At 66.1% G+C, this 14,470-nt stretch carries 13 protein-coding genes; 4 read left to right on the top strand and 9 right to left on the bottom strand.

What is annotated here, in order from left to right; translation table 11 throughout:
* Positions 1-34: 34 nt before the first annotated feature.
* Positions 35-2,404 carry a RelA/SpoT family protein gene (locus tag ACZY08_RS15980; RefSeq protein ID WP_463745687.1) on the top strand — a complete coding sequence of 790 codons (2,370 nt, stop codon included), beginning with the start codon at positions 35-37 and terminating at the stop codon, positions 2,402-2,404.
* Here ACZY08_RS15980 and ACZY08_RS15975 read toward each other — a convergent pair.
* From ACZY08_RS15975 to ACZY08_RS15965, 3 genes are read right to left on the bottom strand one after another with little or no spacing between them, the layout of a single operon-like run.
* Positions 2,380-3,480 carry a preprotein translocase subunit SecD gene (locus tag ACZY08_RS15975; RefSeq protein ID WP_463745688.1) on the bottom strand — a complete coding sequence of 367 codons (1,101 nt, stop codon included), beginning with the start codon at positions 3,478-3,480 and terminating at the stop codon, positions 2,380-2,382. The genes ACZY08_RS15980 and ACZY08_RS15975 overlap by 25 nt on opposite strands.
* A gap of 19 nt (positions 3,481-3,499) precedes the next feature.
* Positions 3,500-4,501 (bottom strand): peptidylprolyl isomerase, encoded by a 1,002-nt coding sequence (locus ACZY08_RS15970; protein WP_463745689.1) that lies wholly within the window; start codon positions 4,499-4,501, stop codon positions 3,500-3,502.
* Between the two features lie 7 nt (positions 4,502-4,508).
* A complete protein-coding gene (locus ACZY08_RS15965) occupies positions 4,509-5,384 on the bottom strand; it encodes a peptidylprolyl isomerase (RefSeq protein WP_463745690.1) in 876 nt (291 codons plus the stop codon).
* A gap of 134 nt (positions 5,385-5,518) precedes the next feature.
* On the opposite strand from ACZY08_RS15965, the gene ACZY08_RS15960 reads away from it, so the two are divergent.
* The gene (locus ACZY08_RS15960; protein WP_463745691.1) at positions 5,519-6,199 is read left to right on the top strand and encodes an MBL fold metallo-hydrolase; all 681 of its coding nucleotides are present in this window, start codon (positions 5,519-5,521) and stop codon (positions 6,197-6,199) included.
* Complete coding sequence (gene hisS / locus ACZY08_RS15955; RefSeq protein ID WP_463745692.1) at positions 6,196-7,458, top strand: histidine--tRNA ligase; 1,263 nt, start codon at positions 6,196-6,198, stop codon at positions 7,456-7,458. The genes ACZY08_RS15960 and hisS overlap by 4 nt, the downstream gene beginning before the upstream one ends.
* Before the next feature lie 13 nt (positions 7,459-7,471).
* Here the strand turns inward: hisS and urtE are convergent, their stop codons facing one another.
* Genes urtE through urtA form a run of 5 tightly spaced genes read right to left on the bottom strand, consistent with a single transcriptional unit; the run spans position 7,472 to position 12,256 of the window.
* Positions 7,472-8,164, bottom strand: a complete 693-nt coding sequence (gene urtE / locus ACZY08_RS15950; protein WP_463745693.1) for an urea ABC transporter ATP-binding subunit UrtE — start codon at positions 8,162-8,164, stop codon at positions 7,472-7,474.
* Positions 8,164-8,919, bottom strand: a complete 756-nt coding sequence (gene urtD, locus ACZY08_RS15945; RefSeq protein WP_463745979.1) for an urea ABC transporter ATP-binding protein UrtD — start codon at positions 8,917-8,919, stop codon at positions 8,164-8,166. Before urtD ends, urtE begins: the two co-directional genes overlap by 1 nt.
* Positions 8,920-8,975: 56 nt before the next feature.
* Positions 8,976-10,106 (bottom strand): urea ABC transporter permease subunit UrtC, encoded by a 1,131-nt coding sequence (gene urtC / locus ACZY08_RS15940; protein WP_463745694.1) that lies wholly within the window; start codon positions 10,104-10,106, stop codon positions 8,976-8,978.
* The gene (gene urtB, locus ACZY08_RS15935) at positions 10,103-10,987 is read right to left on the bottom strand and encodes an urea ABC transporter permease subunit UrtB (RefSeq protein ID WP_463745695.1); all 885 of its coding nucleotides are present in this window, start codon (positions 10,985-10,987) and stop codon (positions 10,103-10,105) included. The genes urtC and urtB overlap by 4 nt, the downstream gene beginning before the upstream one ends.
* Positions 10,988-12,256, bottom strand: coding sequence for an urea ABC transporter substrate-binding protein (gene urtA, locus ACZY08_RS15930; protein WP_463745696.1), 1,269 nt, complete (start codon positions 12,254-12,256; stop codon positions 10,988-10,990).
* Positions 12,257-12,492: 236 nt separating this feature from the next.
* Here urtA and ACZY08_RS15925 point away from each other — a divergent pair, with 236 nt between their 5' ends.
* Positions 12,493-12,927, top strand: a complete 435-nt coding sequence (locus ACZY08_RS15925; RefSeq protein ID WP_463745697.1) for a hypothetical protein — start codon at positions 12,493-12,495, stop codon at positions 12,925-12,927.
* A 61-nt stretch (positions 12,928-12,988) separates the two neighbouring features.
* Here the strand turns inward: ACZY08_RS15925 and ACZY08_RS15920 are convergent, their stop codons facing one another.
* Positions 12,989-14,422, bottom strand: coding sequence for a hypothetical protein (locus ACZY08_RS15920; protein WP_463745698.1), 1,434 nt, complete (start codon positions 14,420-14,422; stop codon positions 12,989-12,991).
* Positions 14,423-14,470 lie beyond the last annotated feature (48 nt).

The raw sequence follows: 14,470 nt of genomic DNA, 5'->3' as shown, positions 1-14,470 counted from the left end.
CCTCGATATCTCAGGTCAACAGCGGGAGGTGAGGATGGCCAGCGAACCGGTTACGGACCCGGGCACGAGCCAGACGGCCCAGTTGCCCCCGGCGCTGCCCGGAGCCACCGGATCCGACCCCGCTCAAGTCCCCGATACGACCAAGTCCAGTGCTTCCCGTCGGGTGCGCGCGCGCCTGGCCCGCCGGATGACCGCGCAGCGCAGTGCGGTCAACCCGGTCCTGGAACCGCTTGTCGCGGTACACCGCGAGATCTACCCCAAGGCTGACCTGCAGTTGCTGCAGCGGGCCTACGACGTGGCCGACCAGCGCCACGCCGACCAATTGCGCAAATCGGGTGATCCCTACATCACCCATCCGCTGGCGGTGGCCAACATCCTGGCCGAGCTCGGCATGGACACCACCACGCTGGTGGCTGCCCTGCTGCACGACACGGTGGAGGACACCGGATACACCTTGGAGGCGTTGACCGCCGAGTTCGGGGCCGAGGTGGGTCACCTGGTCGACGGGGTCACCAAGCTGGACAAGGTGGTGCTCGGCTCGGCCGCCGAGGGCGAGACGATCCGCAAGATGATCATCGCGATGGCCCGCGACCCGCGGGTGCTGGTGATCAAGGTGGCCGACCGGCTGCACAACATGCGCACCATGCGGTTCCTGCCACCGGAGAAGCAGGCCCGCAAGGCCCGCGAGACACTGGAAGTGATTGCGCCGCTTGCCCATCGACTCGGCATGGCGACGGTCAAGTGGGAGCTTGAGGACCTGTCGTTCGCGATCCTGCATCCGAAGAAGTACGAGGAGATCGTGCGACTGGTCGCCGACCGGGCGCCGTCGCGTGACACGTACCTGGCCAAGGTGCGCGCCGAGATCGGCGTGGCACTGAGCGCGATGAAGATCAACGCGGTGGTCGAGGGCCGGCCCAAGCATTACTGGTCGATCTACCAGAAAATGATCGTCAAGGGCCGCGACTTCGACGATATCCACGACCTGGTCGGCGTGCGGATCCTGTGCGACGAGATCCGGGACTGCTACGCGGCTGTCGGCGTCGTGCACTCGCTGTGGCAACCGATGGCGGGCCGGTTCAAGGATTACATCGCCCAGCCTCGCTACGGCGTCTACCAGTCGCTGCACACCACGGTGGTGGGGCCAGAGGGCAAGCCGCTGGAGGTGCAGATCCGCACCCGCGACATGCACCGCACCGCTGAATACGGTATCGCGGCGCACTGGCGTTACAAAGAAGCCAAGGGCCGCAACGGAGTTCCGCACAGCCACGCCGCCACCGAGATCGACGACATGGCCTGGATGCGCCAGTTGCTCGACTGGCAGCGGGAGGCTGCGGACCCCGGCGAGTTCCTGGAGTCCCTGCGTTACGACCTTGCGGTCAAGGAGATCTTCGTCTTCACCCCCAAGGGCGACGTGATCAACCTGCCGACCGGGTCGACGCCGGTCGACTTCGCCTATGCAGTGCACACCGAGGTGGGGCACCGCTGTATCGGGGCCCGGGTCAACGGCAGGCTCGTCGCGCTGGAGCGCAAGCTGGAGAACGGCGAAGTCGTCGAGGTGTTCACCTCAAAGGCCCCCAACGCCGGACCGTCACGCGACTGGCAGACGTTCGTGGTGTCGCCGCGGGCCAAGGCCAAGATCCGGCAGTGGTTCGCCAAGGAACGCCGCGAAGAAGCCTTGGAGTCCGGTAAGGACGCCATCGCGCGGGAAGTCCGCCGGGGCGGACTTCCGTTGCAGCGCTTGATCAATGCCGATTCCATGGGCGCGCTGGCCCGCGAACTGCGCTACACCGACGTCTCCGCCCTCTACACCGCGGTCGGTGAGGGCCACGTCTCGGCGCGCCACCTCGTGCAGCGTCTGCTTGCCCAGTTCGGCGGCGACGACGCGGCCGAGGACGAACTCGCCGAGCGTTCCACACCTTTGACCATGCCGGTGCGTCAGCGCAGCACCGACGACACCGGCGTCGCGGTGCCGGGAGCACCCGGAACTCTGACCAAGCTCGCCAAGTGTTGTACCCCGGTGCCGGGCGACACCATCATGGGCTTCGTGACCCGCGGTGGCGGCGTCAGCGTGCACCGCACCGACTGTACGAATGCGGCTTCGCTGCAACAACAGTCGGAGCGCATCATCGAGGTGAACTGGGCGCCGTCGCCGTCGTCGGTGTTCCTGGTGGCCATCCAGGTCGAGGCGCTGGACCGGCACCGTCTGCTGTCCGACGTGACGCGGGTGCTGGCCGACGAGAAGGTCAACATCCTCTCGGCATCGGTGACCACCTCCAACGACCGGGTGGCGATCAGCCGGTTCACCTTCGAGATGGGCGATCCCAAGCACCTCGGCCACCTGCTGAGCGTGGTGCGCAATGTGGAAGGCGTCTACGACGTCTACCGCATCACCAGTGCGGCCTGATCGCGCCGCCGTGCCAGGTAGACCACCCCGGCCACGGTGATCGCCAGGACGCCCATCCCGACCACGATGATGAGCACGCGCAGCATCTTGGCGATCGCCGCCGCCGGCAGCGTCGCGTCCTGGGAGGTTTCCAGCGACAACGAGAACGGCAACGAGCCCGATTTCAGGACGCCGGCCAGTTCGCGCGCCGAATCGGCGGTGAAGTTACCCGTGATCTGAACCCGGCCGCCGGCGATGGCTTCACGGATCTCTGGTGCGCTGACCACTCGAGTGTCCAGGGTAAATGCGGTCTGGGTGCCGATGTTGGCGGAGGTGAAGTCGGCCCACGTCTTCGTTCCGGCGCCGCTGAGCGCCACATCGACGGCGTACTGTCCCGCGTCTCTGCGGTAGCCCGAATCGGCGTCGCTGATCTCCGCGCCGGTCATCACGGATTTGCCGAGCAGGTAGACGGTTTCCCCGTCGGTGGAGCAGGTGATCAGCGGCAGGTTGGGGTCGTCGTGGCCGGCGAGCACGTCGTCGTCATCGCCGCAGCGGCTGGCCTGGTACTGCAGCGCCAGGATCTGGATCGACGGGTTGGTGCTCTGCCGGAGTTCCTTCTCGTCGGAAATCCGTTGTGCCTGAGCGGGTTTCGGAACGCCGGGGGCGGGTGTCGCCGGGGGTGACGAGGATCCGGTCTTGGCGGCCATCGCGTGGACCACCGGACGGATCGTCAGCCGTCCCGGCATGGCGATGTCCCGGAGCGCGTCGGGGTCGCGACTCGGGACCGTCACCACCAGGGTGTCTCCGTCGACACCCACTTCGGATCCGGAGAACCCGATCTCGTAGAGGCGCTTCTCGACGACCGCCCGCGCTCTCGCCACGGCGTCAGGTGACGATGGCGAGCCGTCTGCCGTCTCGGTCGAATACGTCATCCGGGTGGCTTCGCGGTTCTCCCAGATGTGCCGCGTCAGAAACACCGCTGTCGCGTAGCCGCACATCAGTACCGCCAGGAACAGCACCCCGAGCGTGCGGGTCAACGCGGTGGTGCCGTTGGGCTGCGGTGGTGGTGGGAACTGGGATGGAACTGGATAGGACACCGCAATCTCCTCGCCCGGGTCAGTCCACGCTCGCCGATGTGATCGTCACCGGCGCGGCGGGCCTGCCGTCGTCGCTGCCGTCGGCAACCCCGCCCGCGGCGATCGCGTCGAGTGTGGCCAGTCCGGTCTGGTCGACGGTGCCGAACACCGTGTACGTCGGCGGCAGGAACGAATCCTCGTATACGAGGAAGAACTGGCTGCCGTTGGTGCCCGGGCCGGCGTTGGCCATCGCGACGGTGCCACGCGGGTAGATCACCGGCCGCTGCACGGCTGGGTCGGAGAGCCGGTACTGGTTGGTCGGATACTCGTTGGGGAACCGGTAGCCGGGCCCGCCGGTTCCACTGGCCGACGGGTCGCCGCACTGCAGTGTCGCGAGGTCGCCGGTTGTCAGCCGGTGGCACTGGGTGCCGTCGAAGAATCCCTGCCCGGCCAGGCTCGCGAAGTTGTTCACCGTGCACGGCGCCTTGCCGTTGGCGAGCTTGAGGCCGATGCTGCCGCGGTCGGTGACGATGCCTGCGGGCACCGTGGCAGGTTCGGTCGACACCGTGCCGGTGCGCGGCGGGGTGGCCCTCTTGGTGGCAGGTTCGGTGGTGGCCGGGTACTGGCAGTTGGCGCCGAGGTTCTGTGGCGGTGCGAATTCGGGGAGTTCCTGGCCGGTACCCGGGGAGGCCGTGTAGCGGTCCTGGCGCGGCATGTTCTCCGCGGCCTTGACGACGATGACGGCGAAGACCACCGTCAGCACGACCGCCACGAGGGCCAGTGCCGTCATCACGTACCCGATGACGAGGCCCGTGATCGCGAGGCCGCGACCCTGCTCACCGCTGCGTTTGAGCTGCGACAGCGAGATGTGCCCGAACACGATGCCCAGTGGCGCGAACACGACCGAGCACACCAGTGCGGCGACCGCCATGCTGTTGGTGTGGGCAGGCGGGGGATACCCGGCCGGATATCCCACCGGGTATTCCGACGGGTAACTGGGATGCTCCGGCTGGTAACCGCCGTAGGGTGGCGGGACAGTCAATGGGGGACTAATCCAGAGCCACAGACTTCAGCTGAACATCGAGCGTCGGCTTACCGTCGGCTCCGCCTCCGGCTACACCGGCCGCGGCGATCTTGTCGAGGGTGGCCAGGCCGGTGTCATCGATCTTGCCGAACACCGTGTAGTTCGGGGGCAGTTGGGAGTCCTGGTACACCAGGAAGAACTGGCTGCCGTTGGTGTTGGGCCCGGCGTTGGCCATCGCCACCGTTCCGCGCGGATACACGACCGGCTTCTGCAGCGCCGGGTCGTCCGGCTGGAACTGGTTGGTGGGGTACTCGTTGGCGAACTGGTAGCCGGGGCCACCGGTGCCCTGGCCGGTCGGGTCACCGCACTGCAGCACGGAGATACCGCTGGTGGTCAGCCGGTGGCACGGGGTGTCGTTGAAGTAATTCTGCCCGGCCAGGCTCGCGAAGCTGTTGACCGTGCACGGTGCCTTGCCGTTGTCGAGCTGGAGCCCGATATTGCCCTGGGTGGTGACCATGCTGACGCTGACCGTGGCCGGATCGGTGGGGACCTTTCCGGTGCGCGGCGGGGTGGCCGACTTGCTGGCAGCCGCGGCGGCCGGGTACTGGCAGTTGGCGCCCAGGTCGGCGGGTGCGGCGAAGGCCGGCAGCTGACCTTCGGCGGCAGGCTGGGCAGGCGTGCCCGACGTTGCGGTGGTGGTGGACGCCGAGGCGGTGGTACTGCCCGAGTCCTTGCTGGTGAAGACGAACGTGGCCACGACGGCCCCGACGACGACGAGGGCCGCGACCGCGGTCCCCGTGATGGTCAGGATGCGTCGTTTGCGTTCCTGGGCGGCGCGACGTTCCAGCTGGCGCTCCAGCTTGCGCTTGGCCGTCGCACGCCGTTGTTCGTTGGTCGGCACCGCGGCAGTCCTCCTTGTAGGCGGGTGAGGTTGGCCACGAGTCTGCCAGGCGAATCTGGATGCCGGTTCTGCGACCCGCGGGAACCGCAAGGTCGCGGCACATCGGGGAAGTGGCCACGTGGGAAACTGGGGCCGTGTTCATTACCGGATTTCCGGCCGGGATGCTGGCGTGCAACTGCTACGTCCTGGCCGAGCGACCAGGAGCCGACGCGATCGTCGTCGATCCGGGTCAGCGGGCGATGGACCGGCTGCGCCGGATTCTCGACGAAAACCGCCTGACCCCGGCGGCGGTCCTGCTGACCCACGGTCACATCGATCACATCTGGTCGGCCCAGAAGGTCGCCGACACCTATGGCTGCCACGCCTACATCCACCCCGAAGACCGCTTCATGCTGACCGATCCGATCAAGGGATTCGGGCCGCGCCTCGCCCAACTGGCGTTCGGTGTGCTGTTCTCCGAGCCCAGACAGGTTGTCGAGCTGGACCGCGACGGCCAGGTACTCGATCTCGGCGGCGTCTCGGTCACCGTCGACCACACGCCGGGCCACACCAGGGGATCGGTGGTGTTCCGGGTCTCGGGCGGGCCGGAGAAAGCATCGGACGCCCAGACCGTGTTCACGGGCGATACGCTGTTCCGGTCCTCGGTGGGTCGCACCGACCTGCCCGGTGGCAGCGGACGTGACCTTCTCGAGTCGATCGTGACAAAGCTGTTGGTACTCGACGACGACACCGTGGTATTACCAGGGCACGGCCCGCGCACGACCATCGGGCAAGAACGCCGTACCAACCCGTTTCTCGAAGGTTTGACTCTGTGACTTCTGCATTCCAGGCGCCCAAGGGCGTGCCCGACTATCTTCCGCCCGAGTCGGCACAGTTCGTGGCGGTGCGAGACGGTCTGTTGGCCTCGGCGCGTCGCGCCGGCTACGGCGACATCGAGCTGCCGATCTTCGAGGACACCGCGCTGTTCGCCCGCGGTGTGGGCGAGTCCACCGACGTGGTGTCCAAGGAGATGTACACGTTCGCCGACCGCGGTGACCGCTCGGTGACCCTGCGCCCCGAGGGCACCGCAGGGGTGATCCGCGCGGTGATCCAGCACCGGCTGGACCGGGGCGCGCTGCCGGTCAAGCTCTGCTACGCCGGCCCGTTCTTCCGCTACGAACGCCCCCAGGCCGGGCGTTACCGTCAGCTTCAGCAGGTCGGCGTCGAGGCCATCGGGATCGACGACCCGGCACTTGACGCCGAGGTGATCGCGGTGGCCGACGCCGGGTTCCGGTCGTTGGGCCTGGACGGGTTCCGGTTGGAGATCACCTCGCTGGGCGATGACTCCTGCCGGCCCGCGTACCGGGAGCTGCTGCAGGAATTCCTGTTCAAGCTGGATCTCGACGAAGACACTCGGCGACGCGCCGAGATCAACCCGCTGCGGGTGCTCGACGACAAGCGGCCGCACATACGGGAGATGACGGCCGGCGCCCCGCTGATGCTCGACCATCTGTCCGACAGCGCCAAGGCCCACTTCGAGGTGGTGCTGGCACACCTCGACGCACTCGGCGTGCCTTATGTGATCAACCCGCGGATGGTGCGCGGGCTGGACTACTACACCAAGACCACCTTCGAGTTCGTGCACGACGGACTGGGCGCACAGTCCGGCATCGGCGGCGGTGGCCGTTATGACGGTCTGATGAGTCAGCTCGGTGGTCAGGACGTCTCGGGGATCGGCTTCGGCCTCGGTGTCGACCGCACGCTGTTGGCGCTGGAGGCCGAGGGCAAGACGGTGGCCGGGGTGGGGGGCATCGACGTGTTCGGTGTGCCGCTGGGCGATGCGGCCAAGCTCGAGCTCGCCAAGCTGGCCGCGCGGCTGCGGGCCGGCGGCGTGCGCGTCGACCTCGCCTACGGTGACCGCGGGCTCAAGGGCGCGATGAAGGCGGCCGACCGCTCCGGAGCCAAATACGCTCTGGTGGCCGGCGACCGCGACATCGAAGCCGGCACGGTCGGCCTCAAGGATCTCTCGACCGGCGAGCAGATCGATGTCGCCGCCGATTCCGTTGTCGCCGAGGTCCTTTCCCGCCTCGCCTGACCGTCACGGGGGATCAGATGGCCATGGCGGCGCGGACGTCGGCCTCCGAAGTCGAGCCACCGGCGCCGCTGGAGGTGACGCGGCCGGACTCCAGGATGTAGTAGCGCTGAGCGGATTCCAGTGCGAACCCGATGTGCTGCTCCACCAACAACACGCCCAGATCGCCGCCTGCTGTCAGTGAGGTGATCGCGGCTTCGATCTCGGCGACCACCGACGGCTGGATCCCCTCTGTCGGCTCGTCGAGGATCAGGCACTTGGGCGTGGTGATCAACGCCCTGGCGATCGCGAGCTGCTGCCGCTGTCCGCCCGAAAGGAGGCCGGCCCGCCGGTTGAGCAGCTCCTTCAGCGCGGGGAACAGGTCCAGTTGCTCGTCGATCAGCGCCTTGCCGTTTCGACGGCCGTCGGCGACCACCTGCAGGTTTTCCGCGGTGGTCAGCTGGCCGAACGACTGCTGTCCCTGGGGCACGTACGCCAGGCCGCGGGCCACGCGCGCGCTCGGTCGCAATCTGGTGATGTCCTCGCCATCGAAAAGGACTTTGCCCGCAGTGCATTTGAGTAGTCCTACAGCCGCCCTCAACAGCGTCGTCTTACCGGCGCCGTTGTGCCCCATCACCGCCGCGACACCGTCGGACGGCACTGCGATGCTGGCGCCGTGGATCACTTCGGAGCGACCGTAACCGGTCCGGACATCAAGCATTTCGAGCATCAGGCGATTCCTTCCACGCCGGCCGCGGCGGTGCCGAGGTAGACCTCTTGGACCTTCGGGTTGGCCTGTACCTCGGCAACTGACCCCTCGGCGATCACCTTGCCGCGGGCCAGCACCGTCACCGAGGTGGCGAATGCCCGCATGAAGTCCATGTCGTGCTCGACCACGACGACGGTGCGCTTTCCGCCGATGCGGCGCAACAGGTTTCCCGTCTCCTCACGTTCCTCGTGACTCATCCCGGCCACCGGCTCGTCGAGCAGTAGGACATCGGCGTTCTGCACCAGCAGCATGCCGATCTCCAGCCACTGTTTCTGCCCGTGAGCCAGGACGCCGGCCGGCTGGTCCGCGAGATCTACCAGCCCGGTGGTTTCCAGGGCTTCTTCGATGGCGGGCAGGATGCCGCGCCGCCGGCGCAGCAGGGCCCAGGAGGAGCGACCGGCACCCGCGGCGATGTCGAGGTTCTGCAACACAGTCAGTTGTTCGAACACGCTGGCGGTCTGGAATGTGCGGACCACACCTGCCCGGGCGATCTGGTGCACCTTCTTGCCGAGCAGTTCCACCCCCGACTTGTTCACCGAACCGGTGGCGCCCACCAGTCCGGTGATGGCGTCGATGACGGTCGTCTTTCCCGCACCGTTGGGTCCGATCAGGAAGCGCAGATCTCCCTGGAACAGCGTGAGATCAACATCGCTGACCGCCTTGAATCCATCGAAATCGACCGTGAGGCCCCGGACTTCAAGGTATTCGGCACCCATGCCCGCGTTGCCGCCGGCCAACGGCTTCGGTGTGGATTCCGCCTGCTCGGTTTCCGTCACGATGCGGCACCTACTTTCTCGGCATCGGAATCGGTGTCCGGTGCCGTCTCAGGGTGGGAGTCGTCGGCATCGTTTTCGGCAGACCGCTTGCGCCGCCACCGGGAGAACAGCACACCGAGGCCGGCCAGGCCGGCGGGGAAGAAGCCGACCACGACGATGAAGAGCAGGCCCTGGGCGTAGATCCATCCGGACGGAAACCGTTCGGAGAACAGGGTTTGCGCCCAAGCGACGCCTATGGCGCCGAGGGCCGGGCCGAGCAGTGTCGTGCGCCCGCCGATCGCGACCCCGATCAGGAACGCGATGGATGGCACGATGCCGACTTGCGATGGCGCGATGAATCCGACGATCGGCACGAACAAGGCACCGGCGATGCTGGCGAACAATGCGGCCAGGGTGTACGCCACGACCTTGATGTTGGCCGGGTCGTAACCCAGGAACCGCACGCGCTCCTCACCGTCACGCACGGCAACCAGCAACTCGCCGTAGCGGCTGTACATCAGTTGACGGACCACGGCCACCACGATCAGCAGCGTGGCTGCCGCGATGAAGTACACCATCCGCTTGTTGGCCGGGTCATTGAGGTTGAACCCGAAGAAGGTCCGGAAATTGGTCAACCCGTTGCTTCCGCCGAGGCTCGTCTGGCCGACGAGCAGGATCGCCAGTGCCGCAGCCAGTGCCTGCGACAGGATCGCGAAATAGGCGCCCTTGACGCGTCTTTTGAACACGCCGAATCCCAGCAGCGCCGCGATACCCGCCGGGATCACCAGGATCGCGAACAGTGTGAAGGCCGGGGAGGCGAACGGTGCCCAGTAGCCGGGCAGTTGGCGCACCCCGGCGATCTGCATGAAGTCGGGCACATCATGGCCACGGATCTGGGCATCGGCGATCTTGAGGTGCATACCCATCAGGTAGCCACCGAGGCCGAAGAACACGCCCTGCCCAAGCACCAGCATTCCGCCACGGCCCCAAGCCAATCCGATACCCACCGCCACGATGGCAAAGCACAGGAACTTGCCGAGCAGGCTGAGCCGGAAGTCGGACAGCGCCACCGGTGCCACCCCGAACAGCACCACCGCGGCGAGCGCGAAACCTGCCCAGGTTTGCCAACGTCCCAAGAATCTCGTCACACCAGACTCCTCGTTCGAACGGTGAACAGCCCCTGCGGGCGCACCTGCAGGAAGATCACGATGATGACGAACACGATCACCTTGGCCAGCGACGCTGTGGTGCTGTACTCGATGAACGAGTTCAGGAAGCCCAGGGTCAGCGCCGCGATCACGGTGCCCTTGATCTGACCGAGACCGCCGACCACGACCACCAGGAACGCATCGATCAGGAAGCTCTGGCCGATGGTCGGACTGGTGGAGCCGATCAGCGTCAGTGCCACACCGGCCACCGCGGCCAGGCCGGACCCGATGAAGAAGGTGGTGATATCGGTTCTGCGCGAAGAGATGCCGCTGGTCTCCGCCAGATCCCGGTTCTGGACCACTGCCCGGATCCGCCGGCCCATCGGGCTGGTCTTGAGCACGGTGGCCAGCACCGCCACGCACACGACAGCCAGCACCAGGATGAATATGCGGGTCTTGGGCACCACGGCGCCGAGAATCTCGACCCCACCCGAGAGCCATTCCGGAGCAACGACATTGACCGCAGGCGCACCGAAGATGTCGCGGGCCACCTGTTGCAGGATCAGGCCGACACCGAATGTGACGAGTAGCGTGTCAAGCGGACGGCCGTACATCCGCTGGATGAGCGTCACCTCGAGGAGTGCGCCCATCGCACCGCCGACAAGGAAGCCGACCACGAGCGAGATCAGCAGTGAGGCACCTGCATTGGTGATGAGTTGCTGAACCACATAGGCGGTGTAGCAGCCGGCCATGATGAACTCGCCGTGCGCCATGTTGATGACGCCCATCTGGCCGAAGGTCAGGGACAGGCCGAGCGCGGCCAGCAACAGGATTGAGCCGAGGCTCAATCCTGTTGCCAGCTGGCCGATAAGGATATCCATCTAGCCGGACAGCCCCGCAGCCCACGGGTAGGACTTCAGGTACGGGTCCGGATCGATCGGGCCCTTGGACTCCCAGATCGTGTAAATCAGACCGTCAGGGCGGATCTCGCCGATCCGTGCGGTCTTGGTGATGTGGTGGTTCTCGCCGTCGATCGTGACCTTGCCTTCAGGGGCGTCGAAGCTGACTCCGTTCGCGTTCTCCTGAATCGCCGCGACATCGAACGACTTGGCCTTCTCGACGGTGTTCTTCCACAGGTAGACCGAGACGTAGGCGGCTTCCATGGGATCCGAGGTCGGTTTCTTGGGATCCTTGACGAAGTCCTTGTAGGCCTGGACGAACGCGTTGTTCACCGGGGTGTCGATCGTCTGGTAGTAGTTCCATGCGGTCAGCTGGCCGGTGACGTTCTGCACACCGATCCCGCCGACTTCTTCCTCGGCGATCGAGACCGAGACCACCGGCATCTCCTGCGGGGTCAGCCCCACGTTCTTGTATTCGCGGAAGAACGCCACATTCGAGTCGCCGTTGAGCGTGTTGAACACGGCGTCGGCGTCGGCACTGCGGACCTTGTTGACGATGGTGGAGAAGTCGGTCGAGCCCAGCGGGGTGTAGTCCTCGCCTTTGATCTCGATGCCGTTCTCCTTGGCGTAGGCCTTGATGATCCGGTTGGCCGTCTGGGGGAACACATAGTCACTGCCCACGAGGTAGAGCGACTTGACGCCCTTCTCCTTGAGGTAGTCCAGCGCCGGGACGATCTGCTGATTGGTGGTGGCGCCGGTGTAGAAGATGTTCTTGCTCGACTCAAGGCCCTCGTATTGCACCGGGTAGTACAGCAGCGCGTTGGCGCTCTCGAACACCGGAAGCATTGCCTTGCGACTCGACGACGTCCAGCCGCCGAACACCGCCGCCACACAGTCGCTGCTGATCAATTTCTCGGCCTTTTCGGCAAACACTGTGGGCTCCGAAGCGCCGTCTTCACCGATCAGCTCGATCTGTTTGCCCAGAACGCCGCCCTTGGCGTTGATCTCCTCGACCGCGAGCTTGATCGAGTCGCGCACCGTTACCTCGGAAATGGCCATCGTGCCCGACAGCGAGTTCAACGACCCGACCTTGATATTCGGGCCGGATGTGTCCACACAGGATGCCGCGTTTGCTGTGTCGCTGTCGCTCGCCCGGCTGCCGCAGCCCGCCAGTAACAAACCGGCGACGGCAATCAAACTCCCTGCAGCCAACGTCGACCGGCGCAACGGGGCACGTCCTGGATCTCGCATGGGCGACCTTTCCCTTTGATTGCAGCGCTTCTCGGCCGATCACGGTCGGCGGCGTGCAAGAGCTTGAACACACGGTGCGTGGTGTCGAATCGGGACGTTAGAGCGCCGCTGTTACTGGGAAATGTCTGTGTGTGACAAACAAATTAACCTCAAGCTAGACCGAGTTGGTTTGCCGTTGGCGCGGTGTCACGAGACCCGTTGGTCGCACCTGTAACAAGGCGGTAGCCTGCGTCGATATGAGGAACATGCGAAAAGCGACAACCACGGTGGGTGCGGCGCTGGTTCTGGCGGCCGCGGGTATGGCGGTCTCCAACGCAACGTCGTATGCGGACCCGGCGGGCCAAGGCCATCAGGTCAAGTACACGCTCACGTCCGGCGCGCCTTACGAATTCGACCTCTATTACCTGACGACGCAGCCTGCGAGCAAAGACGCCTACAACGCTGACGCGTACAAGTACCTGCAGAAGGCGACGGTGAACGTCGGCCCTGACGCGCCCTGGGTCTTCGAGACCACGCTTGCCGACCCGCAGTGGGCGATCTTCACCGTCGCGAGCACGACGCACGGCGGCCAGGCCCAGCCGAACGCTCACTGTGAGATCGCCGTCGACGGTCAGATCGCCGTCCAGAACGATCATCCGTACAGCCCGCGGTGCCAGCTCGGCCAGTGGTGATCTGACCCGCCCGCGGGTGTGGTGATCTGACCCGCCCGCGGGTGTGGTGATCCGACCCGCGCTATCCGGTGAGGTACTCGCCGGATAACGCATACACCGCTTTCCCGCCGTGCGCGTCGTTGTAGTCCACCTCGATCACGACCTCGTCCTCGCGGTCACCGCCCTCGCTGCCCCATTCGCCGATAGTGATGTCGGCCTTGCCGCGGTCCACCAGATCGACGTCGTACCGGCGCATCGCGTCGTCGCGCGAAGCGGTGACCACGTCTGCCGAGACGTCGGAGAACCGAAAGCGAGAGAAGACACCTTCCCCGATGAGGTCGTCGGGACTGGCGAACCTGCCGGCGTGTGCCCTGGTCCGGTAATACGGAGTGCCCCGGTAGAAGTCGAGGGTGAAGCCGTGGTCGGCGGAAAGCTCAAGCTCTTTGATCACCGCGGCGTCGGTGGCTACCCCTCTGGCGGCCAGTGCAGCCTCGACCTGGTGCAGTCCGGCCGCAACGTCGTCTTTTGGCCACCACGTCGCGATGGTGCCGTCCAGTTTTCCGTCGATCGGGATGCTCGGGTCGCCGAACGTGGCTTCGGCCAGGACCGGACGCGCGGCGCCGAAAATGTCGTCAGTGTTGCGTTCGATCTCCAAGCGGGATATCTCCCTTCGGTCAGGAGGGAGCATCGCGGCCGCACCGGTCAGGAAGTCGCGTGCGGAGAATCCCTGTAGGTCGTCGATGGTGAACGTGTCGCGACTGCGGGAGTTGGTGGACTCTTCGCTGGTCTCCCAACCGTCGATGTCGCCCTGATAGGCCCGCATCCGGTCGCCGCCCAGGTACACCTCTACGTCGACGCGGGTGTCGCGGATGTCGAAGCTCAGCAGGGAGTCGAGCGATTCGTGCGCCTCGGCGCGCAGATGGTCGAGTGCTTCGTCGTACCACTGCCACAGTGGTCGCGCGTCGGGGTCACCGGTGCTGACGGACGGTACCTCGGCCGAGGAGGCGCTCCGCGTCAGCGGCTTGAGGTCCCAGATGTCGGTCGGAGGCAGCAGCATCGTGGCCCACATCGCCGCGACCGCCGTCAGGGCCGCCGGTGCGTGTGCCCGCACGGCACGGTGTTCGGTGATGGCAGGGCTGCCGGGACTGCCGAGCGCTTCGGACGGCAACTCGCCCCGACCGTCGGCGACGATGCCGGCGATCTGCGAGCGCGAGAGGTTCGCGAGATTGTGAAACCGGAACGGTACGTCTCCGCGCGGGCGTGCCTCGCCGGCGACGAGGGTCGACGCGAACGCGGGACTCGGCGCCGACCGGTCGATCAGGTCGACGGTCACCGGGACCAGTTCACCGGCGGAACCGGCAGTGATCGATCGCGTGAACGCACCGGCGATCATCCCGACCCCCATCGCGGCGAGAACGACCGCGAGCAGGAGGAACCAGCCCCCGGAATAGGCCCCAATTGCGATGCCGCTACCGACACACACGCCGCCCAGGATCGCGCGAACTATCGGATTCACCTCTGCCCAACCACCTTTCGGCGGTCAAACCTGGCCCGTCGGCGTTGC

It is taken from the genome of Mycobacterium sp. IDUB_9, assembly GCF_055419505.1.
The sequence above is the reverse complement of the archived record's forward strand: the minus strand, read 5'-3'. Positions and strand labels throughout refer to the sequence as shown.

What these genes read in the sequence shown, in the direction of transcription:
- urtB (WP_463745695.1), bottom strand. Translation starts at nt 10,987, where the DNA reads ATGGATATCCTTATCGGCCAGCTGGCAACAGGATTGAGCCTCGGCTCA.
- ACZY08_RS15980 (WP_463745687.1), top strand. Translation starts at nt 35, where the DNA reads ATGGCCAGCGAACCGGTTACGGACCCGGGCACGAGCCAGACGGCCCAG.
- urtD (WP_463745979.1), bottom strand. Translation starts at nt 8,919, where the DNA reads ATGGGTGCCGAATACCTTGAAGTCCGGGGCCTCACGGTCGATTTCGAT.
- ACZY08_RS15925 (WP_463745697.1), top strand. Translation starts at nt 12,493, where the DNA reads ATGAGGAACATGCGAAAAGCGACAACCACGGTGGGTGCGGCGCTGGTT.
- urtA (WP_463745696.1), bottom strand. Translation starts at nt 12,256, where the DNA reads ATGCGAGATCCAGGACGTGCCCCGTTGCGCCGGTCGACGTTGGCTGCA.
- urtE (WP_463745693.1), bottom strand. Translation starts at nt 8,164, where the DNA reads ATGCTCGAAATGCTTGATGTCCGGACCGGTTACGGTCGCTCCGAAGTG.